The following is a 24,203-nucleotide window of genomic DNA, read 5'->3' as shown; positions in this document are numbered from 1 at the left end:
CATGCGGGGGGCCATCTTGATGGCGCTGGTGCTGCTCGTTGGCTGTGCCGAGGAGCGCGTGGACGAGGCGCCGCTGCGGCCGGTGCACACGCTCAGCGTGGCGGTCAGCGAGGTTGATGCCGCACGCGAGCTGCCGGGCCGCCTGGAGGCAGCCGCCAACCGTCGCCTGAGCTTTCGCGTGGCGGGCCAGCTCGAGGCCCATCGCGTGGCGGTGGGGGAGACAGTGGCCGCCGGCCAGCTGCTGGCCCGCCTCGAGGCTACCGACCTGCGCCTGCAGCGCGATCGCGCCCGTTCGGCGCTGGCCGGCGCCGAGGCGGCGGCCGCCAATGCCGAGGCCGAGTGGCAGCGGGCCCGGCGGCTCTTTGAAGCCGGCAGCGCCCCGGCCCGGGACCTGGACGCCGCCCGCGCCCAGCGGGAGGCGGCGCTTGCCCGACGCGACAGCGCGCGTGATGCCCTGGCCTTGGCCGAACGGCAGCTGAGCTTCACGCGGCTCGAAGCACCCGGCGACTGCCGGGTGGCGACCCGGCTGGCGGAGGCCGGCGAGAACGTCGCGGCCGGTCTGCCGGTGCTGGTGCTGGCCTGCGGCGATGAACTGGAGGTGCGCGCCGCGCTCTCCGAGGATCTGCTGGGCGAGCTGTCGGCGGGCGCCCCGGTGCGGGTCCACCTGCCCCTGGCGGGGCTCAGCGTTGCCGGGGAGGTTACCGAGATCGGCCTGCCGGTGGACCCGCGCCAGGCTACCTGGCCGCTGCGCGTGGCGTTGTCTGGGCTCTCGTCCGCCGAGCGGGTGGCCTTGCGTCCCGGCATGGCGGCAGAGCTCACGCTGCCGGTGAACGGCCCGGAGAGCGGGATCTGGGTGCCTATGGCGGCGGTGCAGCGTGATGCGCGCGGGGCCTATGTCTATGTGGCCGACGTCGAGGCGCCGGCGTCGGGGAGCGAGGGGCGGGAAGCGACCATTCGTCGCCGGGACGTGGTGCTTGGCGATCAGCGCGGCGAGCGCATGCGAATCGACGCGGGCCTGGCCGAAGGCATGTCGCTGGTCGTCGCCGGCATGAGCCGGCTGCATGATGGCCAGCGGGTGCGCGTGATGGACGCGCATCGGGAGGCGCGGCAGTGACGCTGACCGAGGCGGCGCTGCGCTATAACCGGATCACCATCGCCGGCTTGCTGATGGTGCTGCTGGGCGCGCTCTACAGCTACCTCAGCATTTCCCGGGCCGAGGATCCGGCCGTGACGGTGCGGGTCGCACAGATCGTCACCTATCTCCCCGGCGCTATCCCCGAGCGCGTGGAGCAGCTGGTCACCGAGCCGCTCGAAGCCGCCGTCATGGAGATGCCAGAGCTCGATTTCGTGGAGAGCACGTCGCGCGCGGGCGTGTCGATCCTTCGCGTGGAGCTGCGCCCCGTGGTCGAGGATGTGCAGGCCAGCTGGGACAAGCTGCGCCGCAAGATCACCGACGCTCGGCGGCAATTGCCCGACGAGGCGCTACCGCCGATCGTCAATGACGAGTTCGGCGATGTCTTCGGTATCATGCTGTCGCTGACCGGCGAGGGCTTTGAGCAGGCGGAGCTCAAGGAGGTGGCCGACGACGTGCACGACCGGCTGCTGCTGCTCGACGACGTGGCCAAGGTCAAGCTGCACGGCTATGCCGAGGAGCGCATCTTTCTGGAGTACCGTGAGGCACGCCTGGCCGAGCTTGGCGTCTCGCCGCAGGGGCTGGCGCGGCTGCTGGCCGCCCGCAATATCGTGCTGCCCGGCGGGGCGATTCGCAGCGACGACGAGCGCCTGGTGGTCGAGCCCACGGGCAACTTCACCCGCCTCGATGACATCCGTGACGCGCTGGTCCCGCTCCCCGACGGCTCCCTGGTACCGCTGGGGTCGCTGCTCGAGGTTCGCCATGGCTATGCCGATCCGCCCACCACCCGCTACCACGCCAGCGGCCATCAGGGGTTGGCGATAGCCGTGGCCATGCGCGAAGGCGGCAACATTCTCGACCTGGGCGAGCAGGTCGCCGCGCTGATTACCCGCCTGGAACAGACACTGCCGATCGGCTTGACCTTCGAGGTCCTGACCGACCAGCCCCAGCGGGTCGAGGTGCGCATCAACGAGTTCCTGAACAACCTGCTCCAGGCGGTCGTGCTGGTGTGCGTGGTGATGCTGCTGTTCCTGGGGCTGCGCACCGGGCTGATCGTCGCGAGCCTGGTGCCGATGACCATTCTCGCCTGCCTGGCGCTGATGGGACTCTTCGATATCGGCCTGCATCAGGTGTCGCTCGGTGCGCTGATCATCTCCCTGGGCATGCTGGTCGACAACGCCATCGTCATGGTGGAGTCCACCCAGGTGGGCGCCCGGGAAGGGCGCTCGGTCCGTGAGGCCGCCCTCGCCGCGGCCAGCGAGCTGCGTTTCCCGTTGCTGACCGCGTCGCTGACGACATCGGCCGCCTTTCTGCCCCAGTTCCTGGCCGTCTCCGACGTGGGCGAATACACCCGCTCGCTGTTCCAGGTGGTCACCATCACCTTGCTCGCCTCCTGGGTGCTGTCGCTGACCATGATTCCGCTGCTCTGCGTGGCCTTTCTCAAGGTCAGGAAACCCTCGACACGGCGTCGCGAGGACGACGACAGCCGCCAGGGCGCGACGTCGCGCCCCGGGCTTGGCGAGCGGCTGGCGACGGCCGCCCACGACCGCTATCAGCGTATCCTGCTGACGCTGCTGCGCCACCGACTCGTCACCCTGGCGGTCGTGGCGGCCTGCATGGGGGTCGCCTGGCTGGGCTTCGGTCAGCTGCCCAAGATTTTCTTCCCCCAGGCGGAGCGCACCCTCGTCACCGTGGAGTTGCGCCTGCCGTACTCCGCGCCCATCGAGCGCACGCGCTCGGTGGTGGAGGAGATCGAGACCTTCCTGGCCGGCGAGCTTGCCGCCGAGCGCGACGCCAACGGCGGGTGGGTTCGCGACGGCGTCGATCGCTGGGGCAGCTTCATCGGTTTCGGCGGGGAGCGCTATATCATCAATCACGCCCCGGAGCCGCCAAGCCCGGAGTATGCGTTCCTGCTGCTGCAGGCCAATCGCTGGCAGGCAGTGGACGCGGTGATCGAACGGCTGGAGGGCTGGCTCGGGACGCGTTTCCCGGATCTGCATGCGAGCATCGAGTCGACGAGCTTTGGCCCTCCTGTGACGGTACCGCTGTCGGTCAGGCTCTCCGGCCATGACGAGGCAGAGCTTCGCGAGATTGCTGACCGAGTGAGGCAGAAAGTGACCTCGCTGCCCGGCACGCGCAATGTGCGCGACGACTGGGGGCCGTGGATCAAGCGCCTGCGTATCGACGTGGATCCGGCTCGCGCGCTGCGCGCCGGCGTCACCGAGCGTGACGTGGCGATGAGTCTGCAGACCGCCCTGTCGGGGTTGCGGGTCGACACCTTCCGCGACGACGACACCCTGGTGCCGATCATGCTGCGCAATCAGCATGGCGAACAGCGCAGCCCCGATGCCCTCGAGGGGATCACGGTCCTGCCTGCCCAGGGAGGCAAGGGCGTGCCCTTGGCTCAGGTCGCCGAGGTCGAGCTCGATTGGGGGCCGGCGCGTATCCTGCGTCGTGACCGCTTTCTCACCATGGCCGTGGAAGCCGAACTGGCCGAGGGCGTGACCGCGGCCGAGGTGGTGACGACGCTGCGCCCCTGGCTGGCGGAGCAGCAGGCAGACTGGCCGGAGGGCTTCTTCCACGAGTTCGGCGGCGAGGTGGAGTCCTCGCGGATCGCCATGGAGTCGATCGCCGCGAAGCTGCCGATCGGCGCCGCGGTGATCCTGTTGCTGCTGGTGGCTCAGTTCAACTCGCTGCGTCGGCCGCTGATCATCCTCACCACCATTCCCATGGCGTTGATCGGCGTGGTGCTCGGCCTGACCCTCACCGGCTCCTATTTCGGGATCATGACCTTTCTCGGCGTGGTCTCGCTCGCCGGTATCGTGATCAACAACGGCATCGTGTTGATCGAGCGTATCGATCGGGAAGCCCGCGCCGGCATGCGTCACCAGCAGGCCATTCTCGAGGCGGGCCGACGCCGCTTGCGCCCCGTGGCCATGTCGACCCTGACCACCAGTGGCGGCCTGGTGCCGCTATGGCTGGGCGGCGGACTGCTGTGGGCTCCCATGGCGATCGCCATCATCTTCGGACTGCTGGTCGCCTCCGTGCTGACCCTGTGTATCGTGCCGGTGCTCTATTCCCTGCTGATGCGGGTGCCGTTCGACGCGGAGGACGCGCCGCCGCGAGACGACGCGCAGCGTCGCGACAGCGGGACTTCTACTGTGTCAGGCTAGCGGTTTTGCCGCTCAAGGTTACCGCCATGCAACGTGTGGCCATCTTCGTCGATGTCCAGAACGTCTACTACACCACCCGCGAGGCCTTCGGCCGGCACTTCGACTATCACGCCTTCTGGGCCCGCTTCGCGGCCGGTTGCGAGGTGGTCGAGGCCAACGCCTACGCGGTGGAGCGTGGCGACCCCCGCCAGCAGCAGTTCCAGGCCATCCTGCGCCGCATCGGCTTCACCGTGAAGCTCAAACCCTTCATCCAGCGGCGTGATGGCTCCGCCAAGGGCGACTGGGACGTGGGCATCGCGCTGGACGCCATCGAGGCCGCACCGCGGGTCGACCGGGTGGTGCTGGTCTCGGGCGATGGCGACTTCGACCTGCTGGTCGAGCGGATGCGCGAGCGCCATGGGGTGGTGGTGGAGGTGGTCGGCGTGGAACGGCTCACCGCCGACTCGCTGGTCCGCGCCGCCAGCCACTTTGTGCCCATCGAGGGTGAGCTGCTGCTCTAAGCCAGGGAAATCGCGTAAAGAGAAAAGCTCTCCTGGAAGCGTTGTCGATGCTCTCCGTGATAGCGGTGGGAGCGCAGCTTGCTGCGCGATCCGGCGCGTAGCGGCGGTGAGGTTGGCCGGTCCTTGTGGGACCGGAGGCCTCCCATCGCGGTGCAAGCACCGCTCCCAAAAAACTTCTGTGCATCCTTTGGGAGCGACCAGCCCGACGCTTCGACTGGCGCCGCGACGATGCGGGTGTGTGCAGCGGCGATAACCGGTACAATCGCGCCCCCTGAATTTACGCACTGACCTGGACCCCTCATTGATCTCCACCGCCAATATCACCATGCAGTTCGGCGCCAAGCCGCTGTTCGAGAATGTCTCCGTCAAGTTCGGCAATGGCAACCGGTACGGCCTGATCGGGGCCAACGGCTGCGGCAAGTCCACCTTCATGAAGATCCTCGGCGGTGACCTCGAGCCCACCTCGGGCCAGGTGATGGTCGAGTCCGGTACCCGCCTCGGCAAGTTGCGCCAGGACCAGTTCGCCTTCGAGGACGAGCGGGTCATCGACACCGTGATCATGGGCAACGCCGAACTCTGGCAGGTCGCGGCCGAGCGTGAACGCATCTACGCGCTGCCCGAGATGAGCGAGGAGGACGGCATGGCCGTGGCCGACCTGGAAGTGCGCTTCGCCGAGCTCGACGGCTATACCGCCGAACCGCGAGCCGCGGAGCTGCTGCTGGGCCTGGGGATTCCGCTGCACCAGCATACCGGTCCGATGAGCGAGATCGCGCCGGGCTGGAAGCTGCGCGTGCTGCTCGCCCAGGCGCTGTTCGCCGACCCCGATGTGCTGCTGCTCGATGAGCCCACCAACCACCTCGATATCAACACCATCCGCTGGCTGGAGGGGATGCTCACGGCGCGCAACAGCACCATGATCATCATTTCCCATGACCGCCACTTCCTCAACAGTGTCTGCACCCACATGGCGGACCTGGACTACGGCGAGATCACGCTGTTCCCCGGCAACTACGATGACTACATGACGGCGGCCACCGCCGCCCGCGAACGCCAGCACGCCGACAACGCCAAGAAGAAGGCGCAGATCGCCGACCTGCAGGCCTTCGTCAGCCGCTTCTCGGCCAACGCCTCGAAGGCCAAGCAGGCGACGTCGCGGGCGCGCCAGATCGACAAGATCAAGCTCGAGGAGATCAAGCCCTCCAGCCGCGTCAGCCCCTTCATCCGCTTCGAGCAGGCCAAGAAGATCCATCGCAATGCGGTCAACGTCGAGGCCATCACCAAGGGTTTCGACGACGAGGCGCCGCTGTTCGAGCGCCTCTCGATGACCGTGGAAGCCGGCGAGCGCATCGCCATCATCGGCCCCAACGGCATCGGCAAGACGACCCTGCTGCGCACCCTGGCCGGTGAGCTGCATCCCGATGGCGGCGAGGTGCGCTGGACCGACAGTGCCGAACTCGGGGTCTATGCCCAGGACCATGCCGACGACTTCGCCAATGACGCGACGCTGTTCGAGTGGATGGCCCAGTGGACCACGGGCGGGGAGCAGGAAGTGCGCGGCGCGCTGGGCAGGATGCTGTTCTCGAGCGACGACATCGGCAAGTCGGTCAAGGTGATCTCCGGCGGCGAGCAGGGTCGCATGCTGTTCGGCAAGCTCGCCCTGACGCGCCCCAACGTGCTGCTGATGGACGAGCCCACCAATCACCTGGACATGGAGTCCATCGAGGCGCTCAACCTGGCCCTGGCGTACTATCCCGGCACCCTGATCTTCGTCAGCCATGACCGCGAGTTCGTCTCTTCCCTGGCGACCCGCATTCTCGACATGAGCGAGCAGGGCGTCGCCGACTTCAGCGGCAGCTACGACGACTACCTGCGCAGTCAGGGGCTATTTGGCTGATCAGCGACCCCGTATCCCCTCGAGTTGATATGCATCAAGCATGATGGACGCGGCTTGGCTAGGATGAAGCTATGAACGAATCGCCCGCGTCAGGGCATCCGCAGGGGAGGAGTCGCAATGCGCTTTCATCAGGTCAAGGAACTGGTCGCCTGGGCGGCCGATTACCACCGGGGGCTCGCCGAGCAGTACGACCAGCTGGCCGCCGGTGACGTCAACGACCGGGTACGCATGGCGCTGGAGTACCTGGCCGAGCATGAGCGCAAGATGCAGACCGAACTGGCCGAGTACCTCAAGGAAAAGAGCCAGCATCGCAAGGTGCTCGAGACCTGGTTCGATGACCCCGAGGACTTTCCCCATGCGCCCACGCTCGACCGCCTCACCGGCAGCATATCCTGCGACAGCGTGCAAGATGTGCTCTCCACCGCCTTGACGATGCACAGGACGCTTCAGGACCTGTATGCTCACCGAGTCGAACGGGCAACGGCGGAAGACGAGCGTGAATTCTTTGCCGCACTCTCCAACGGTCACGATGCCGAGGTTCGCCGCATTGCCCGCGACATGCAACGTCTAGAGGACTACTGAGGAGAAAGCGATGTCGGATCAGATTCTGTCACTCAAGCTGCTGGGCTACTGGACGGACGAGCAGCTTGGCGATATTCCCGATATATCGGGTATCTTCTGTGTGTATGCCGGCACCCCCGCCGGTGAAGGCGAGCCCGAGGTCGAGCGGCTGCTGTATATCGGTGAGTCCGGTGACGTGCGTCAACGCATCCGCCATCATGAGCTGCGTGAGAAGTGGTCCGGCCAACTGGAGAGCGGACAGGTCCTCTGCTATAGCGTGGCGGCGGCGACCTATGTCTACCGCGAGCGTCTCGAAGCGGCCATGGTGAACCTCCACAAGCCGCCGGTGAACCACGATTACATCGACCGCTTTCCCTTCGATACCACCGAGATGCATCTGCGCGGTCGCACCGACAAGCTGGTTTCGCAGTTCATCGTCGAGCGCGCCGACTGATGGCGGAACAACGGCAGCCGGCAGGGTGGCGGCTACTGCCGCGTCTCTCGGCCCTGGTTGCCGATCCGGCCGGGGGTGACGATGAGACCCTGATGGCCCATGTGCTGCTCGATGAAGCCATCCGCGCACGGGCCAGCGACATCCATATCGACCCCTCTCCAGAGCAATGGCGCGTTCGACTGCGCATCGACGGTCGCGTCATCGATGCGCTGGACCTTGATGTCGGCATCGGCCTCCAGCTGGTCAACCAGTTCAAGGTGCTTGCCCGGCTCGACCCCATGCCCTCGCGTGTCGCCCACGACGGCAGCTTCAGCTGGCCCCTCGATGAGGAGGGCCTGGAAGAGACCTCGCTGCGGGTTACCGCGGTGAACTGTGTGGCCGGTGAAAAACTGGCCATCCGCTTTCTCGCACCGCCCAGAACCTTCCAGGACACTCTGTCGCTGGGGATCGGCGAGCAGGGTGCGCAGGGGATCCGCCGCTGGATGGATGCCACCGGCGGCATGCTGCTGGTGGCCGGACCCACCGGCGCCGGCAAGACCACCACCCTCTACACCCTGCTGAATCAGCTGCGTCTCAGCGACAGTCATGTGGTAACGCTCGAGGATCCCGTGGAGTATGCCATCCCCGGCATCAACCAGATCCAGGTGGACCCCGCCAATGGGCTCGATTTCGCCTCCGGCACGCGTTCCATGCTGCGCCTGGATCCGGACTATGTGCTGATCGGCGAGGTCCGTGATGCCGGCTCCGCCGAGGCGGCCGTGAGCGTGGCCGGCAGCGGCCGCTCGCTGATGGGCACGCTGCACAGTCGGGACGCCGTGGGGGCTGTCTCCACACTGCGACAGTTGGGCTTGGAGGATGCCGAAATCAGCGCCACGCTTGGCCTGGTGATCGCCCAGCGTCTGGTGCGCCGGCTATGCGAGCACTGTCGGGAACGGCAGCCGACGCCTTCTCGGGATGCCCAATGGCTCGAGGCGGTGGGGGTCGAAGTGCCAGAGTACGCCTGGGTGCCCGTGGGATGCGAGCACTGTGATGGCTTGGGCTATCGGGAGCGCACCGGGGTCTTCGAGATCTGGCAGCCTACCCCCGAGGATCATGCGCTGCTGCTGCGCCACGCCGATGACGCCGTTTTGCGACGCAACCTCCTGGAACGCGGCGAGACCCTGATGTTTGCCGATGGCCTGGCCAAGGCCGAGGCCGGCATCACCAGCCTGCGTGAGGTCTTCCGGATGGGCGCCATCCTGCGCGCCTGAAACGCCGTGTCGCGCTGGTTCAGTCCTTGGGTCGATGCCGGTCATGTCTCAGCGGTGGCCCACACCCCCTGACAGGCCGGCAGCAATCCGGTATAACGGCTGTCAACATGAAGTTTTTCCATCCTGCTTGTCCCTGAGGCGTCACCGATGAAGCTCCTGTCCCGTCGTCGCTTCGGCCTGCTGGCGCTGAGTTCGCCGCTGCTGCTGCTGGCCCCTCCTGCGTCTGCCAGCCTGATGGAGAGCCTGCTGTCCCGCGCCATCGTGCCTCGCCATGACGACGAGCTTTGGGTGCTGGTCGAGGATCGCGAGGCGATGCTGAGCGTCTATCGCGGCAATCGCCTTGTCGAGCGCTTCGAACCGGTCTCGCTGGGCCGGGGTGGGGCCCGGCCGCAGCGTCAGCGGGGCGACCGCGCCACGCCGTTTGGCGAGTTCCGGGTCAATCGCTTCAATCGCCGCAGCAAGTTCCATATCTTCATCGGACTCGACTACCCCACGCCGACCCATGCCCGCATGGCGCTGGAGGCAGGGGTCTACACGCAGCAGGACTACGACGACTACTTCTCCTACTACCGTCGACACGGCTATCCTCCCCAGGATACGGTGCTGGGTGGTTTCATCGGCATCCATGGTGTCGGTGAGGGGGATCTCGACATCCACCAGCAGTTCCACTGGACGGATGGCTGTGTGGCGGTGACCGACGATCAGGTCGAGCGCCTGTCGTCACTGATCGACATTGGCACACGCGTCGTCATCCGCTAGGCTTTACATGCGCTAGGGACGTTCTAAGCTATGGACAAGCGCCGTTGCATATCATAAAACAGCGTTTGACTCCTGTGCTTCGCAGCAGAAGTCGCTGCAAGAAGGCCTGCTTCCGCAGGCAGCCTGAATTTCAGGCAACACCAATGCCGTATCCAAGGAAGACTCAAGGAGAACATCATGACTCTGAAGACTACCCTGAAGCTGACTGCCGCTGCCGCCTCGCTGGCCATCCTGGCCGGTTGTGCCTCTACCAGCGCCCTGGAAGAAGTCCGCATGACCGCCGAGTCTGCCCAGGCCGACGCTGCTGAAGCACGCAGCATCGCCACCCAGGCGCAGAACACCGCCAACCAGGCGCAGCGCGATGCTCAGGCGGCCCTGCAGATGTCCGAGCAGAACCGTGAAGAGATGAACCGCATGTTCGAGCGTTCCATGCGCAAGTGATCGTTCTCCGCCGCCCGCTAGGGCGGTAGCAGAACGTTCAAGACAAGGGCCTCGCCGGTAACGGCGAGGCCCTTGTTGTTTGCTTGAAGTGTGCTATTCACTCTGTGGCGGCACTGTTGTCCTTGTGGGAGCGAACGGTTCGACGCCTCGACTTGCATCGCGATGGGGTGGCTGCCTCTTCGCGATCAGACCAGCAGAGCCTCAGCTTTCCTCGGGCTGGTTCTCGAGGGATTCGGTATCGGCAGCGATCAGCTCCAGGCGATCCCAGAGCGTTTCCGGCGCGGGCTCGGGGGCGCTGACCTCCAGCGCCACGGGCATGCCGCGCGGTACTTCCACCACTTCACGAAGACGGGCGTAGTCCACCGGGTAGTCGAGCCCGTCGGTTGCCATGTCCACCTGATCGAGGGCCTCGGTGATGCGCTGGATGGTGGTGCCGTCCTCCTCGTCCAGGTACGGGTAGGCCTGAACGTGCAGGGTGCCATCCGACCAGCCGAGCTTGAGCGTCTCGTTGATCAGCTTGACCTGGGTGCCGGTGGGCAGGCGCGGGAAGAGGGCCTCGATATCCTCGGGCAGCATGCGGATGCAGCCATGGGTCACGCGCATGCCCACCCCCTCGGGGCGATTGGTGCCATGGATCAGGTAGCCGGGGATGCCCAGGCGCATCTTGCGCGTGCCCATGGGGTTGTCGGGGCCCGGTGGCACCACGCTGGGAAGCGGGTCGCCGGCCTCGGCGTGCTCGCGGCGGATCGAGGCCGGTGGATACCACGCCGGGTTCTTGACCTTCTCGGTGATGCGGGTGGTGCCCAGCGGCGTCTTCCAGTCCATGCGCCCGACGGCGATGGGGTAGGTCTCGACGCGCGGCGTCTCGCCGTCATCGGACGGCGGATAATAGTAGAGGCGCATCTCCGCCACGTTGACCACCAGCCCCTCGCGGGGCTCGTCGGGGAGGATGAAGCGACCGGGAATCACCACCTCGGTGCCCTCGAAGGGCGCCCAGATGCTGACCCCCGGGTTGGCGCGCACCATCTCCTCGTAGCCGATGCCGTGCTCATGGCCGATATCGATCAGGGTGTCGCCGCTCTCGGCAACGACGCGATAGACTTCGCCTACCAGGTCGCCCTCTTCGGGAAGGGGATAGTAACCGCGGGGCCATTCTTCGCTGTTGGCCTGCAGGGGCGTTGCCAGGGCGGCGCAGAGCGCCAGCGCCGAGGCGAATCGGGCGGTGCGCCCGAGCGGGAAAGAGTGCGTCATCGAGTCATGGTCTCGTGGTTGCCGTGGGTCGGGGCTGCGATGGGCCCATCCTGGGCATCCTTAGCCTATAGTATCGCCCGGCGAATCAGAAATTCCCACTTGGGGTCCCCTTCCCAGTTGGGGTCTGACCCCGGTTGACCACCCAGGTTGACAGCTACGCCGCTTCGGCCTTGCGGTTAAGGGTATCGAGCAGCTGTTCCACGGCCTGGAAGCGGTCGTCGGCCTTCTCCATGGGCGCTTCGAAGCGCAGCGTGTCGGCGCCGTCCAGGCGATAGCGGTCCGGCGCCTTCTGGATGAGCTCCACGAGCACCAGCGGGTCGACGGGGGTCTGGCTGCCGAAGATCACCCGGCCCTTCTCGGGGCCGGCTTCCAGGCGGGTGATGCCCAGGCGCTCGGCGCGCTGGCGCAGCCGGGTCTGGCGCAATAGGGTCTTGACCGGGTCCGGCAGCAGGCCGAAGCGGTCGATCATCTCGACCCTGAGCTCATTCAGTTCGGCCTCGTCGCCGGCGTTGGCGATGCGCTTGTACATCACCAGGCGCTGCTGGACATCATGCAGGTAGTCGTCGGGGATCAGCGCCGGCAGATTGAGGCTGACCTCGACGCCCTGGTCCAGCGGCGCCTCGATATTGGGCGTGCGGCCCTCCCGGATGGCCGTCACGGCGCGGTCGAGCATCTGCATGTAGAGGCCATAGCCCACCGCTTCCATCTGCCCGCTCTGCTCCTCGCCGAGCAGTTCCCCCGCGCCGCGAATCTCCATGTCATGGCTGGCCAGGGTGAAGCCGGCGCCCAGGTCCTCGGCGCCGGCGATGGCCTCCAGCCGCTTGACGGCATCCTTGCTCATCACCCGCGGCGGCGGAGCGAGCAGGTAGGCGTAGGCCTGATGGTGGCTGCGCCCGACGCGGCCGCGCAGCTGGTGGAGCTGGGCCAGGCCGAACTTGTCGGCGCGCTCGATGACGATGGTATTGGCGCTGGGCACGTCGATGCCGGTCTCGATGATGGTCGAGCAGACCAGCACGTTGAAGCGCTTGTGGTAGAAGTCGGACATCACCCGCTCCAGCGAGCGCTCCGGCAGCTGGCCATGCGCGACGCCTACCCGGGCATCAGGCACCAGCTCGCGTACTTTCTCGGCGGCGGGCTCGATGGTCTTGACCTCGTTGTGCAGGAAGTAGACCTGCCCGCCGCGCAGGATCTCGCGCAGGATCGCCTCCTTGATCACCGCCTCGTCGCGCTGCTGGACAAAGGTCTTCACCGACAGGCGCCGGGCCGGCGGGGTAGCGATGATCGATAGATCGCGGATGCCGCTCATCGCCATGTTGAGCGTGCGCGGGATCGGCGTGGCGGTCATGGTCAGGATGTCGACCTCGGCGCGCAGGCTCTTGAGGCGCTCCTTCTGGGCCACGCCGAAGCGGTGCTCCTCGTCGATGATCAACAGTCCCATGTGCGGCAGCTTGGTGCTCTTCGAGAGCAGCTTGTGGGTGCCGATGACGATGTCGGCCTGACCCTCCTCGATGCGTTTCAGCGACGCCGACTGGCCCTTGCCCGCGGTGAAGCGCGAGATCAGCTCGATGTTCACCGCGGTGTCGGCGAAGCGGTCGCGGAAGTTCTCGTAGTGCTGGCGGGCGAGCAGGGTGGTGGGCACCAGCACCACCACCTGGCGCCCGGAGTGCACGGCCAGGAAGGCGGCGCGCATGGCGACCTCGGTCTTGCCGAAGCCCACGTCGCCGCAGACCACCCGGTCCATGGGGCGCGGGGCGGTCATGTCGCCGATCACCGCCTGAATCGCCGCCCGTTGGTCGGGAGTCTCCTCGAACGGGAAGCTGCCGGCAAAGCGCGCGTACTCCGCGTCGGGCAGGTCGCAGGCGAAGCCCTCGCGGGCCTCGCGGCGGGCATAGATGTCGAGCAGCTCGGCGGCGGTATCGCGGATCTTCTCGGCGGCACGCCGCCGGGCCTTTTCCCACTGGTCGGAGCCGAGCTTGTGCAGCGGGGCAAGCTCGTCATCGGCGCCGGCATAGCGCGAGATCAGGTGCAGGCTGTCGACCGGCACATAGAGGCGTGCCCCGTCGGCGTACTCCAGGGTCACGAACTCGGCGGCCTGGCCACCGGCCTCGAGGGTCTCGAGGCCCTTGTAGCGGCCCACGCCATGGGCCTGGTGGACGACCGGGGCGCCGGGGCGCAGCTCCGACAGGTGGCGAATTGCCAGCTCGCTGTCGTCGGTGGCGCGTTCGCGGCGGCGGCTCTGGCGAACCACTTCACCGAACAGCTCGGTCTCGCTGACCACCGCCAGGTCCGGGTCGGTCAGCCACAGGCCGGCATCGATCTCGCCCTCGGTGATCGCCAGCCGGTCGTCGCTGTCCAGAAAGGCGGGGAAGTCCTCGACATGGCGCAACGCGAGCTTGAGCGGCGCCAGGGTCTCCTCGAGCGCCTCGCGACGCCCGCGCGACTCGGCGACGAACAGCGCCCGGGTGGCCGGGTGCTCGGCCAGGAAGGTCTCGAGGGCGGCCAAGGGCTGCTTGGCCCGGGCATTCACCGTCACCGTCGGCGGGGTGCGGGTGGCCGGCGTCACGGCGTGGCGGTGGTCGGTCTCGGTGGTCAGCGCCACCCGCGGGTGGCGCTTGATGGCGCCGAACACTTCGGCGACCGGCACGAAGGCGCGGTGGGGCGGCAGCAGCGGCCGGGTGGGGTCGACCCCGAGGTTTTCGTAGCGGCTCTCGATGGCCGCCCAGTGATGCTCGGCCGCCTCGAAGACCCCGGGCAGCATGGCCACCCGGGTGCCCTCGGCCAGGTGCTCGAAGAGCGTGGCGGTCTCGTCGAAGAACAGCGGCAGGTACTGCTCCAGGCCCGGGGCGGGAATGCCCTTGAGGGCATCCACATAGAGCGGGCACTGGCGCGGGTCGACGTCGAACAGCGTCTCGAAGCCCTCGCGGAAGCAGGCAATCGCCGAGCGTGACAGCGAATATTCGTGGGCGGGCAGCAGTTCCACGCGCTCGACCCGGTCCTGGCTACGCTGGGTGTCGGGGTCGAAGTGGCGCAGGGTGTCGATCTCGTCGTCGAACAGGTCGATACGCAGCGGCGCCTCGGCGCCCATCGGGAAGAGGTCGATCAGGGCGCCGCGCAGGGCGTATTCGCCGGGTTCATAGACCGTCTCCACGGCCCTGTAGCCGGCCCGCGACAGGGCGTCGCGAAAGCCCTCGCGGTCGAGGGTCTGGCCGGTTTCCAGCGTCATCACGCGCCCGGCGATGTAGTCGACCGGTGGCAGGCGCTGCATCAGGGTGTTCATGGCCGCCAGCACGATGCCGTGTTCGCCGTCCTGCAGCCGGCGCAGCGTGCGCAGCCGCGCCGAGACGATATCCTGGTGCGGCGAGAAGCTGTCGTAGGGCAGCGTCTCCCAGTCGGGGAAGGGCAGCACCGGCAGGTGGCCATAGAAGCCCAGGTCACTCTCCAGGCGCTGGGCTGAGGCGGTGTCGGGCGTGACCACCAGCAGCGGCGCGTCCTCGGCCAGGTGGGCCAGGGCCAGGGCGCTGGCGCTGCCCGGCGGTGCCTGCCAGTAGAGGGTGTCGCGCAGCCCCTGGGGGCGCGGCGGGTCGAGCGGCGAGAAATTCGGCATGCTATCGGTTACCCAACCGTGGTCATGAGCGGCTTGCGGAAAGCGGGTATGATACCAGCCTCGCGGCGGGCCTGTAGTCCAGGATGGCGTTCTGTAAAACGCCTACAGCCAGTGCGACCATCCTGCGATTGCCCCGGCCGACGCCGCCCCGGATAATGCGCAGATAGCCTTAGCCCACCCCTATCCCCAAGGAGAGGTCACCCGTGAGTCAGCAACCCCTCGATAGCGTCTTCCAGGAATGGCACGACAACCAGGCGATCGCCGAACAGATGATCCCCATGATCGGCAGCCTGTATCGCCATAACAACGTGGTGGTGACCATGTACGGGCGGTCGCTGTTCAACCGCAGCGTGATCCGCATCCTCAAGGATCACCGCTATGTGCGCAAGGTCGAGGGTACCGAGCTCTCCGTTCAGGACACCTTCCCGCTGGTCAAGGCGATGACCGAGCTCAACCTGGGGCCGGCGCATGTCGACGTGGGCAAGCTCGGTGTGGCCTTCAAGGCGCGCGGCGGCGACCCGGTGGCCTTCCTGCGTGACGAACTGGCCGAAATCGTCGATGGCCATGACGCCGACGGCGACAACGGCCAGCCCAAGGACGTGGTGCTATATGGCTTCGGTCGTATCGGGCGGATCCTGGCGCGCGTGCTGGTCGAGAAGGCCGGCGGCGGCAACCTGCTGCGCCTGCGCGCCATCGTGGTGCGCGGCCGCGGCGACATCGCCAAGGACCTGGAAAAGCGCGCCAGTCTGCTGCGCCGCGACTCCGTGCACGGGCCCTTCAACGGCACCATCAGCGTCGATGCCGAGGCGCGCACCATTACCGCCAATGGCAACGTCATCAAGGTGATCTACGCCGATTCGCCCACCGAGATCAACTACACCGACTACGGCATCGATAATGCCGTGGTGGTCGACAATACCGGCATCTGGCGCGACGAGGACGGCCTCGGCCAGCATATCCAGTGCAAAGGCGTGGCCAAGGCGATCCTCACCGCCCCGGGCAAGGGCAACATCGCCAACATCGTCTACGGCATCAACCATCAGGATATCGGCGAGCAGGATCGCATCCTCTCCGCGGCCTCGTGCACCACCAATGCCATCGTGCCGGTGCTCAAGGTGCTCAACGACGCGTTCGGCGTCGAGCACGGCCACGTCGAGACCGTGCATTCCTATACTAACGACCAGAACCTGATCGACAACTACCACAAGGGCGACCGTCGCGGCCGCAGCGCGCCGCTCAACATGGTGCTGACCGAGACCGGCGCCGCCAAGGCGGTGGCCAAGGCGCTGCCGGAGTTCGACGGCAAGCTCACCGGCAACGCCATCCGCGTGCCGACGCCCAACGTCTCCATGGCGATCCTCAACCTGCGCCTGGAAAAGGAGACCGACGCCGAGGCGCTCAACGACTACCTGCGGCGCATGTCGCTGGACTCGCCCTACCAGAAGCAGATCGACTACGTCGACTCGCCCGAGGTGGTCTCCACCGACTTCGTCGGCAACCGCCACGCCGGCATCGTCGACGCCAAGGCGACGATCGCCAACGGCAAGAATGCCGTGGTCTATGTCTGGTACGACAACGAGTTCGGCTACAGCTGCCAGGTGATCCGCATCCTGCAGCACGTCTCCAACGTGCACTTCCTTAAGCTGCCGCGCGTCAAGGGGTAAGGCCCTTCGGGCAGCGCCAAGCCGCCAAGCGCCGAGCCGCCAAGCTGATCCCTAACGGGCGGCAGGTGCGGAGGTAAAATGAGCCCCTGCCGGATCAAGCATCCAGCAGGGGCTTTGTGTTGACGCTAGGGGTGGCAGGACCATTATGCCGCTTGGCCGCTTGGCCGCTTGGCCGCTTGGCCGCTTGGCCGCTTGGCCGCTTGGCCGCTTGGCCGCTTGGCCGCTTGGCCGCTTGGCCGCTTTGCGACCTTAGGTCAGGTGGCCATCCTTCTCGCTTCTCTTTATAATATGGTGGATTTTCGGGGTGGTTCGAGCGTGGCTCGGGCCTCACATATCCGATCCATCAACTGGGCGAGACTATGATCGAAGTCAAAAAAGGCCTGGATCTCCCCATCGCGGGGACGCCGGAGGCGCAGATCGAGAATGCGCGACCGGTGCGCCATGTGGCCGTCCTGGGCACCGACTATGTCGGCATGAAGCCGACCATGGAGGTCAGTGAGGGGGACAGGGTCAAGCTGGGCCAACTGCTCTTCACCGACAAGAAGATCGACGGGGTGCGCTTCACGGCGCCCGCGGCCGGCGAGGTTGTCGCCATCCATCGCGGCGAGAAGCGCAAGCTGCTCTCGGTGGTGATCAAGGTCGACGAGAGCGAAGAGGCGGTCGAGTTCACGGCCCACGGCCGCGACAAGCTCGAGAGCCTCGAGCGCCAGGTTGTCGTCGACCAGCTGGTCGAGTCCGGCCTGTGGACGGCGCTGCGCACGCGTCCCTACTCGCGCACGCCGGCCATCGACAGCACGCCGACCGACATCTTCGTCACGGCCATCGATACCCATCCGCTGGCGCCGGATCCTGCCGGCATCATCAACGAGCAGCCCGAGGCCTTCGAGGACGGGCTCAAGGTGCTGGCCAGGCTCACCGAAGGCAAGGTCTATCTGTGCACGGCACCGGAAGCCCGCCTCCCGGGTGCCGACATCCAGGGCGTGCAGCACGAGACCTTCGCCGGCCCGCATCCTGCCGGCCTGGTTGGTACGCATATCCACCACCTCTCGCCCGTGGCCCTGCACAAGCGCGTCTGGCACACCGGCTATCAGGACGTCATCGCCTTCGGCAAGCTGTTTGCCGAGGGCAAGCTGGACGTCCAGCGGGTGTTCGCCGTGGGCGGCCCGCGTGCCGAGAATCCCCGCCTGCTGCGTACCCGGATCGGTGCCAGCACCGAGGAACTTCTCGACGGTGAAGTGATCGACCCGGATGGTACCCGTGTGATCTCCGGCTCGGTGTTCGCCGGTGCCACCTGCGAGGGCAGTCTGCGCTTCCTGGGTCGTTTCCATAACCAGCTCAGTCTGCTCGAGGAGGGCAACAAGCGCGTGTGGATGGGCTGGTTGTCGCCCGGCTTCAACCGCCACTCGGTCATGGGCATCTACGTGTCCAAGATCAAGGGCCTGTCTCGCTACGCCCCGACCACCTCGACCAACGGTTCCGAGCGCGCCATGGTGCCGGTGGGCATGTACGAGGAAGTGATGCCGCTGGACATCCTGCCCACTCAGCTGCTGCGTTCGCTGATCGTCGGTGACATCGAGACGGCAATGCAGCTCGGCTGTCTGGAGCTGGATGAAGAGGACCTGGCCCTGTGCACCTATGTGTGCCCCGGCAAGTACGAGTATGGTCCCATCCTGCGTGACAACCTCACCATGATCGAGAAAGAGGCCTGATGATGGCTATTCGACAGACACTCGACAATCTCGAGCCGCACTTCCACAAGGGCGGCAAGTACGAGAAGTTCTACCCCCTCTACGAGGCGGTGGACACGATCTTCTACTCGCCGCCGGATGTCGCCAAGACCACGGCGCACGTGCGTGACGGGGTCGACCTCAAGCGCATCATGATCACCGTCTGGGCCTGTACCTTCCCGGCGATGTTCTTCGGCATGTGGGCCGCCGGCTGGCAGGCCAACAGCGCCATCGCCGAGGGCTTCAGCTCCATGGGTACCTGGCGCGAGGCGATCATGATGACGCTGGCCGGCGGTCATGACCCGGGCAGCCTGTGGGCCAACTTCGTACTGGGCGCCACCTACTTCCTGCCGATCTACCTGGTGACCTTCGTGGTCGGCGGCTTCTGGGAGGTGCTGTTCGCCATCAAGCGTGGCCACGAGGTCAACGAGGGCTTCTTCGTTACCTCCGTGCTCTACGCGCTGATCCTGCCCGCCACCATCCCGCTGTGGCAGGTGGCTCTGGGTATCACCTTCGGTATCGTGATCGGCAAGGAGATCTTCGGCGGCACCGGCAAGAACTTCCTCAACCCGGCACTGACCGGCCGTGCGTTTCTCTACTTCGCCTATCCGGCGCAGATCTCCGGTGATGCGATCTGGGTAGCGGCCGACGGCTACACCGGTGCCACCGCGCTCTCCGTTGCCTTCTCGGACGGCATGGCGGCCCTCACCAGCCAGTTCAGCTGGTGGGATGCCTTCCTCGGCTTTATCCCGGGTTCGGTGGGAGAAACCTCCACGCTGGCGATCCTGCTCGGCGCCGTGGTGCTGCTGTGGACCAAGATCGCCTCCTGGCGGATCGTGCTCGGGGTGTTCCTGGGCATGGTCGCGACCAGCGCGCTCTTCAACCTGATCGGCTCCGACAGCAACCCGATGTTCGCCATGCCCTGGTACTGGCACCTGGTGGTCGGCGGCTTCGCCTTCGGCATGGTGTTCATGGCCACCGATCCGGTCTCCGCCTCCATGACCAACCAGGGTCGCCTGATCTTCGGCGCGCTGATCGGTGTCATGACGGTGCTGATCCGCGTCGTCAACCCGGCGTTCCCTGAAGGCATCATGCTGGCGATCCTGTTCGCCAACCTGTTCGCGCCGCTGATCGACAACTTCTTTGTACAGGCCAACATCAAGCGCCGCATGCAGCGCACCGGTGTGCCGGCCGAGGAGACTGCCTGATGGCACAGAGCAACAACTCCATCAAGAAGATCCTGACGGTGGCGTTCGCACTTTGTATTGTGTGTTCGATCATCGTCTCTACCGCGGCGGTGGCCCTGCGTTCCAAGCAGGAGTTCAACCAGGAGCTCGACCGCAAGACCAACATCCTTAACGTGGCCCAGCTCTACGAGCCCGGCATGGACGTGAACGAGACCTTCGAGTCGACGATCACGCCGCGCGTGGTGAACCTGGAAACCGGTGAATACAGCGAAGAGCATGACCCGGCGACCTACAACGCCTTCGAAGCGCGTCGGGATCCGGCCAGCGGCCGGACGCTGTCGGGGGAGAAGGATATCGCCGGTCTCTCGCGTCAGGAGCTCTACAGCACCGTCTACCTGGTCGGCGATCCCAACGACCCCGAGCAGATCATCCTGCCGATTCGCGGCCAGGGCCTGTGGGGGCTGATGCGCGGTTTCCTCTCCGTGGAGGGCGACGGCAACACCATCGTCGGCATCACCTACTACGAGCACAGCGAGACCCCCGGCCTGGGTGCCGAGGTCAACAACCCGCGCTGGCAGGCACAGTGGGAAGGCAAGGAGATCTACGACGAGGAAGGTGAGCTGCAACCGGCCATCAGTCTGGTCAAGGGCGGTGCCAGCGGCGAGACAGAGGTCGACGCGCTCTCCGGCGCCACCCTGACCAGCAAGGGCGTGACCAACATGCTGCACTTCTGGCTCAGCCCTCAGGGCTTCGGTGAGTACCTGGCGCGGTTCCGTGAAGGCACCAACGCGAACGTGGCCGAGGGCACCGACGCCGAACTTGAAAGTGAAGGAGCCTGATCATGTCTGCTGCGAACGCAAAAAGCGTCCTGACGACGCCGATCTTCAAGAACAACCCCATTGCCCTGCAGATTCTGGGGATCTGTTCGGCGCTGGCGGTAACCACCAGCATGAGCGTGTCACTGGTCATGACGCTGGCGGTGATCTTCGTGACGGCCTTCTCGAACCTGTTCGTGTCGCTGATCCGTCACCACATCCCGTCCTCCATCCGCATCATCGTGCAGATGACCATCATCGCCTCGCTGGTCATCGTGGTCGACCAGATCCTCAAGGCCTACGCCTACGAGATGTCCAAGCAGCTCTCGGTGTTTGTCGGGCTGATCATCACCAACTGCATCGTGATGGGCCGCGCCGAAGGCTTCGCCATGACCAACACCCCGGGAATGTCCTTCCTGGACGGCGTCGGCAATGGCCTGGGCTACGGCTTCATCCTGATGACCGTGGGCTTCTTCCGTGAACTGCTGGGGGCCGGCAGCGTGTTCGGCTTCACCGTGCTGCAGCCGGTGCAGGATGGCGGCTGGTACGTGCCCAACGGCCTGCTGCTGCTGCCGCCGTCGGCGTTCTTCATCATCGGCCTGATCATCTGGGTGCTGCGCTCCGTCAACCCGGAACAGGTCGAGGAGAACGAGTTCCAGATGAAGCCCAACACTCAGCCGAAGGAGGCCGTGTAACATGGAACATTATCTGAGCCTGTTCGTTGCCTCGGTGTTCGTCGAGAACATGGCCCTGGCGTTCTTCCTGGGCATGTGCACCTTCCTGGCGGTGTCCAAGAAGGTCTCCTCGGCCTTCGGCCTGGGCATCGCGGTGATCGTGGTGCTGACCGTTACCGTGCCGGTCAACAATCTGGTCTACGGCCTCCTGCTGAAGGAGGGGGCCCTAACCTGGACCGGCATCAGCGGTGCCGAGAACATCGATCTCTCCTTCCTGGGTCTGCTTTCCTATATCGGCGTCATCGCCGCCCTGGTGCAGATCATGGAGATGTTCCTCGACAAGTACGTGCCCGCGCTCTATAACGCGTTGGGCGTGTTCCTGCCGCTGATCACCGTGAACTGCGCCATCCTGGGTGGTGTGCTGTTCATGGTCGAGCGTAACTACAACTTCGGCGAGTCCGTGGTCTACGGTTTCGGCGCCGGTACCGGCTGGGCGCTGGCCATCACCGCGCTGGCCGGCATTCGCGAGAAGCTCAAGTACAGCGACGTCCCCGATTCCCTGCAGGGGCTGGGCATCACCTTCATCACGGTGGGGCTGATGTCGCTGGGCTTCATGTCCTTCTCCGGCATCCAGCTCTGAGGCAGGTTGTGCGCGCCCGGCGGCGGCAGGTGCCGCCGGGGCCCAGGCAACGTCTAGCAATAGGAACCCGACATGGTTGATACAACAGTCATCTTGCTCGGTGTGGTCATGTTCACCCTGGTCGTCATCGGCCTGGTTCTGGTGATCCTGGCTGCCCGTAGTAGGCTCGTCAGCACCGGGGACGTGACCATCGAGGTCAACGGCGACCCCGACCACACCCTGACCACCCAGGCCGGCGGCAAGCTGCTCAACACCCTGGCCGCCAACGGCATCTTCCTCTCTTCCGCCTGCGGCGGCGGCGGCTCCTGCGCCCAGTGCAAGTGCCGCGTGGACGAGGGTGGCGGTGCCATCCTGCCCACCGAGGAGTCTCACTTCACCCTGCGCGAGAAGAAGGAAGGCTGGCGCCTCTCCTGCCAGGTGCCGGTGAAGCAGGACATGAAGATCGAGGTGCCCGAGGAGGTCTTCGGCGTCAAGCAGTGGGAGTGCGAGGTCATCGAGAACCCCAACGTCGCCACCTTCATCAAGGAGCTCAACCTCAAGCTGCCCGAGGGCGAGGAAGTGGCCTTCCGCGCCGGCGGCTACGTGCAGCTGGTGGCGCCGCCCTACGACATCAAGTTCTCCGACTTCGATATCGAGGAGGAGTACCGGGGCGACTGGGAGAAGTTTGGGCTGTTCAACATCTCCCACAAGAACAACGAGGAAATCATCCGCGCCTACTCCATGGCGAACTATCCGGAAGAGAAGGGCATCCTCAAGTTCAACATCCGTATCGCCACGCCGCCGCCCAACACCGACTACCCGCCGGGGCTGATGTCCACCTACGTCTTCGCGCTGAAGCCGGGTGACAAGGTCACTGTGATGGGGCCCTTCGGCGAATTCTTCGCCAAGGACACCGACGCCGAGATGATCTTCATCGGCGGCGGGGCCGGCATGGCGCCGATGCGCAGCCACATCTTCGACCAGCTCAAGCGGATCAAGACCGACCGCAAGATCTCCTTCTGGTACGGCGCGCGCTCCTGGCGCGAGACCTTCTACAACGAGGAGTACGACCAGCTCGCCGAGGAGTTCCCCAACTTCGAGTGGCACCTGGCGCTCTCCGACCCGCAGCCCGAGGACAACTGGGAAGGCCCGACCGGCTTCATCCACAACGTTCTCTATGAGGACTACCTCAAGGATCATCCCGCTCCCGAGGATTGCGAGTACTACATGTGCGGGCCGCCCATGATGAACGCCTCGGTGATCAAGCTGTTGATCGATCTTGGCGTGGAACCCGAGAACATCCTGCTGGACGACTTCGGCGGTTGATCTCTCGCCACACGGCGAACCCCGGGCCGGCCACCAGGCCGGCCCCTTTGTATCTGCTGCCCGACATGCCGATCGCCTCGCCAATATCCGCAGTCGGCATCTCAGGCACCAGATTCCTGGCCTGTGGACCTCAAGCGCGTCAGCGTTGTCATACAGGCAAGACAGCCAGCCCTTTTCACTAACGAGGAGCCCTGCAATGACCGTTTACCTGATGGCATTCGCCTTCATGCTGCTGATCGTGGCCGCCATGGCCGTGGGCGTGATCATGGGGCGCAAGCCCATTGCCGGCACCTGCGGCGGCCTCAACCAACTGGGCCTCAAGGAAGGCTGCGACGTCTGCGGCGGCAGGGACGAGGTCTGCGAGGAAGAGAACCGCAAGAAGACCAGCGCCCGCCGTCGCAGCGACGAAAGCCGCGGTGCCGATCTGGGGTACGACGCCACCCGGCGCTGAAGGCCGATACATGAACGACGAGGATCAAGGGCCGGCGGCTCTTGATCCTTTTTTACGTACCGCTGACGGAAACCCGGGCAGAAGGAGCAGCGTGAACCGTACCGGCTTTCTCGGAGACTCGTTGGTTTGAGTCAGGCCACCTTCTTGGCCTGACCTTGTTGCTCATGATACAGCGCTTCTCGCTCGGCCGGTGGCATGTTGCCGATCGGCTCCAGGAGCCGTCGGAGATTGAACCAGTCGACCCACTCCAGGGTGGCGAACTCAACGGCTTCCAGGTGCCGCCATGGCCCGCTTCGGCGGATTACCTCCGTCTTGAACAATCCAATCACCGACTCGGCCAGTGCGTTGTCGTATGAGTCGCCAACACTCCCGACAGACGGGGCGATGCCGGCCTCCTCCAGGCGCTCTGTATATCGAATCGAGACATATTGAACGCCCCTATCGCTATGGTGGATCAAGTCGCTGCCAGGTCGCTGAGGCCGTTCATGAAGCGCCTGTCCCAGCGCATCCAGCATTATGTCGGTGCGGAGTGAGCGGGAGACTCGCCAGCCGATGATCCGGCGGGCAAAGGCATCGATGACGAAGGCGACATAGACAAAGCCCTGCCAGGACGCGACATACGTGAAATCCGACACCCACAGGCATTCGGCTGAGCCGGCTGAAACTGCCGCCACACCAAGTCTGCGGGAGAGGCCTTGTTGAGATCTGGCACGGTCGTACG

20 protein-coding genes are annotated in these 24,203 nt (G+C 65.7%); 17 read left to right on the top strand and 3 right to left on the bottom strand.

The window, feature by feature from the left end; translation table 11 throughout:
* The first annotated feature begins 1 nt into the window (after position 1).
* The 9 genes from FHR95_RS02440 (at position 2) to FHR95_RS02400 (ending at position 10,164) form a co-directional block, all read left to right on the top strand.
* Positions 2–1,114: an efflux RND transporter periplasmic adaptor subunit gene (locus FHR95_RS02440; RefSeq protein ID WP_183313222.1), complete on the top strand. Its 1,113-nt coding sequence runs from the start codon at positions 2–4 to the stop codon at positions 1,112–1,114.
* Positions 1,111–4,305, top strand: a complete 3,195-nt coding sequence (locus FHR95_RS02435) for an efflux RND transporter permease subunit (protein ID WP_183313221.1) — start codon at positions 1,111–1,113, stop codon at positions 4,303–4,305. The genes FHR95_RS02440 and FHR95_RS02435 overlap by 4 nt, the downstream gene beginning before the upstream one ends.
* Before the next feature lie 26 nt (positions 4,306–4,331).
* Positions 4,332–4,805 (top strand): LabA-like NYN domain-containing protein, encoded by a 474-nt coding sequence (locus tag FHR95_RS02430; protein ID WP_183313220.1) that lies wholly within the window; start codon positions 4,332–4,334, stop codon positions 4,803–4,805.
* A 301-nt stretch (positions 4,806–5,106) separates the two neighbouring features.
* The gene (locus FHR95_RS02425; RefSeq protein ID WP_183313219.1) at positions 5,107–6,699 is read left to right on the top strand and encodes an ABC-F family ATPase; all 1,593 of its coding nucleotides are present in this window, start codon (positions 5,107–5,109) and stop codon (positions 6,697–6,699) included.
* A gap of 117 nt (positions 6,700–6,816) precedes the next feature.
* Positions 6,817–7,281, top strand: coding sequence for a 2-hydroxyacyl-CoA dehydratase (locus FHR95_RS02420; RefSeq protein WP_183313218.1), 465 nt, complete (start codon positions 6,817–6,819; stop codon positions 7,279–7,281).
* A gap of 10 nt (positions 7,282–7,291) precedes the next feature.
* Positions 7,292–7,714: a GIY-YIG nuclease family protein gene (locus tag FHR95_RS02415; protein ID WP_040186258.1), complete on the top strand. Its 423-nt coding sequence runs from the start codon at positions 7,292–7,294 to the stop codon at positions 7,712–7,714.
* Positions 7,714–8,964: a GspE/PulE family protein gene (locus FHR95_RS02410; protein WP_183313217.1), complete on the top strand. Its 1,251-nt coding sequence runs from the start codon at positions 7,714–7,716 to the stop codon at positions 8,962–8,964. Before FHR95_RS02415 ends, FHR95_RS02410 begins: the two co-directional genes overlap by 1 nt.
* 147 nt (positions 8,965–9,111) lie before the next feature.
* Entirely contained in the window at positions 9,112–9,723 is a 612-nt protein-coding gene (locus FHR95_RS02405) for a L,D-transpeptidase family protein (RefSeq protein ID WP_183313216.1), read from the top strand.
* A gap of 177 nt (positions 9,724–9,900) precedes the next feature.
* Positions 9,901–10,164 (top strand): Lpp/OprI family alanine-zipper lipoprotein, encoded by a 264-nt coding sequence (locus FHR95_RS02400; RefSeq protein WP_040186261.1) that lies wholly within the window; start codon positions 9,901–9,903, stop codon positions 10,162–10,164.
* Between the two features lie 201 nt (positions 10,165–10,365).
* Here FHR95_RS02400 and FHR95_RS02395 read toward each other — a convergent pair whose 3' ends face one another.
* Together FHR95_RS02395 and mfd are read right to left on the bottom strand one after the other, a co-directional pair.
* Entirely contained in the window at positions 10,366–11,415 is a 1,050-nt protein-coding gene (locus FHR95_RS02395) for a L,D-transpeptidase family protein (protein WP_183313215.1), read from the bottom strand.
* 154 nt (positions 11,416–11,569) lie between these two features.
* Entirely contained in the window at positions 11,570–15,019 is a 3,450-nt protein-coding gene (gene mfd, locus FHR95_RS02390) for a transcription-repair coupling factor (RefSeq protein WP_183313214.1), read from the bottom strand.
* Positions 15,020–15,222: 203 nt separating this feature from the next.
* Between mfd and FHR95_RS02385 the strand changes: the two genes are divergently transcribed.
* The 8 genes from FHR95_RS02385 (at position 15,223) to nqrM (ending at position 23,482) form a co-directional block, all read left to right on the top strand.
* Positions 15,223–16,683, top strand: coding sequence for a glyceraldehyde-3-phosphate dehydrogenase (locus FHR95_RS02385; RefSeq protein ID WP_183313213.1), 1,461 nt, complete (start codon positions 15,223–15,225; stop codon positions 16,681–16,683).
* A gap of 359 nt (positions 16,684–17,042) precedes the next feature.
* Positions 17,043–18,392, top strand: coding sequence for a Na(+)-translocating NADH-quinone reductase subunit A (locus FHR95_RS02380; RefSeq protein WP_183313212.1), 1,350 nt, complete (start codon positions 17,043–17,045; stop codon positions 18,390–18,392).
* Positions 18,392–19,618: an NADH:ubiquinone reductase (Na(+)-transporting) subunit B gene (locus FHR95_RS02375; RefSeq protein WP_040186268.1), complete on the top strand. Its 1,227-nt coding sequence runs from the start codon at positions 18,392–18,394 to the stop codon at positions 19,616–19,618. The genes FHR95_RS02380 and FHR95_RS02375 overlap by 1 nt, the downstream gene beginning before the upstream one ends.
* On the top strand, positions 19,618–20,436 hold the full coding sequence (locus tag FHR95_RS02370; protein ID WP_040186270.1) for a Na(+)-translocating NADH-quinone reductase subunit C: 819 nt from the start codon (positions 19,618–19,620) through the stop codon (positions 20,434–20,436). The genes FHR95_RS02375 and FHR95_RS02370 overlap by 1 nt, the downstream gene beginning before the upstream one ends.
* Before the next feature lie 2 nt (positions 20,437–20,438).
* Complete coding sequence (locus FHR95_RS02365; RefSeq protein WP_183313211.1) at positions 20,439–21,107, top strand: NADH:ubiquinone reductase (Na(+)-transporting) subunit D; 669 nt, start codon at positions 20,439–20,441, stop codon at positions 21,105–21,107.
* A gap of 1 nt (position 21,108) precedes the next feature.
* Positions 21,109–21,726 (top strand): NADH:ubiquinone reductase (Na(+)-transporting) subunit E, encoded by a 618-nt coding sequence (gene nqrE, locus FHR95_RS02360; RefSeq protein ID WP_040186273.1) that lies wholly within the window; start codon positions 21,109–21,111, stop codon positions 21,724–21,726.
* A 72-nt stretch (positions 21,727–21,798) separates the two neighbouring features.
* Positions 21,799–23,031: an NADH:ubiquinone reductase (Na(+)-transporting) subunit F gene (nqrF, locus tag FHR95_RS02355; protein ID WP_040186275.1), complete on the top strand. Its 1,233-nt coding sequence runs from the start codon at positions 21,799–21,801 to the stop codon at positions 23,029–23,031.
* A gap of 196 nt (positions 23,032–23,227) precedes the next feature.
* Complete coding sequence (gene nqrM / locus FHR95_RS02350) at positions 23,228–23,482, top strand: (Na+)-NQR maturation NqrM (RefSeq protein WP_183313210.1); 255 nt, start codon at positions 23,228–23,230, stop codon at positions 23,480–23,482.
* A 131-nt stretch (positions 23,483–23,613) separates the two neighbouring features.
* Here nqrM and FHR95_RS17250 read toward each other — a convergent pair whose 3' ends face one another.
* The gene (locus tag FHR95_RS17250) at positions 23,614–24,156 is read right to left on the bottom strand and encodes an IS3 family transposase (RefSeq protein ID WP_343065157.1); all 543 of its coding nucleotides are present in this window, start codon (positions 24,154–24,156) and stop codon (positions 23,614–23,616) included.
* Positions 24,157–24,203 lie beyond the last annotated feature (47 nt).

Origin of the sequence: Halomonas fontilapidosi (assembly GCF_014192285.1) — a bacterium.
GTDB classification, from domain to species: domain Bacteria; phylum Pseudomonadota; class Gammaproteobacteria; order Pseudomonadales; family Halomonadaceae; genus Halomonas; species Halomonas fontilapidosi.
Note: the sequence above shows the minus strand (reverse complement) of the source record. Positions and strands in the feature narration are given on the sequence as shown.

Bases quoted from the DNA above. Each gene is read 5' to 3' on its own strand.
- mfd (WP_183313214.1), bottom strand. From the start codon at position 15,019: ATGCCGAATTTCTCGCCGCTCGACCCGCCGCGCCCCCAGGGGCTGCGC.
- FHR95_RS02415 (WP_040186258.1), top strand. From the start codon at position 7,292: ATGTCGGATCAGATTCTGTCACTCAAGCTGCTGGGCTACTGGACGGAC.
- FHR95_RS02420 (WP_183313218.1), top strand. From the start codon at position 6,817: ATGCGCTTTCATCAGGTCAAGGAACTGGTCGCCTGGGCGGCCGATTAC.
- FHR95_RS02395 (WP_183313215.1), bottom strand. From the start codon at position 11,415: ATGACGCACTCTTTCCCGCTCGGGCGCACCGCCCGATTCGCCTCGGCG.
- FHR95_RS02430 (WP_183313220.1), top strand. From the start codon at position 4,332: ATGCAACGTGTGGCCATCTTCGTCGATGTCCAGAACGTCTACTACACC.
- FHR95_RS02375 (WP_040186268.1), top strand. From the start codon at position 18,392: ATGATGGCTATTCGACAGACACTCGACAATCTCGAGCCGCACTTCCAC.
- FHR95_RS02380 (WP_183313212.1), top strand. From the start codon at position 17,043: ATGATCGAAGTCAAAAAAGGCCTGGATCTCCCCATCGCGGGGACGCCG.
- nqrF (WP_040186275.1), top strand. From the start codon at position 21,799: ATGGTTGATACAACAGTCATCTTGCTCGGTGTGGTCATGTTCACCCTG.
- FHR95_RS02440 (WP_183313222.1), top strand. From the start codon at position 2: ATGCGGGGGGCCATCTTGATGGCGCTGGTGCTGCTCGTTGGCTGTGCC.
- FHR95_RS02410 (WP_183313217.1), top strand. From the start codon at position 7,714: ATGGCGGAACAACGGCAGCCGGCAGGGTGGCGGCTACTGCCGCGTCTC.
- FHR95_RS02400 (WP_040186261.1), top strand. From the start codon at position 9,901: ATGACTCTGAAGACTACCCTGAAGCTGACTGCCGCTGCCGCCTCGCTG.
- FHR95_RS02370 (WP_040186270.1), top strand. From the start codon at position 19,618: ATGGCACAGAGCAACAACTCCATCAAGAAGATCCTGACGGTGGCGTTC.
- FHR95_RS02365 (WP_183313211.1), top strand. From the start codon at position 20,439: ATGTCTGCTGCGAACGCAAAAAGCGTCCTGACGACGCCGATCTTCAAG.
- FHR95_RS02405 (WP_183313216.1), top strand. From the start codon at position 9,112: ATGAAGCTCCTGTCCCGTCGTCGCTTCGGCCTGCTGGCGCTGAGTTCG.
- nqrE (WP_040186273.1), top strand. From the start codon at position 21,109: ATGGAACATTATCTGAGCCTGTTCGTTGCCTCGGTGTTCGTCGAGAAC.
- nqrM (WP_183313210.1), top strand. From the start codon at position 23,228: ATGACCGTTTACCTGATGGCATTCGCCTTCATGCTGCTGATCGTGGCC.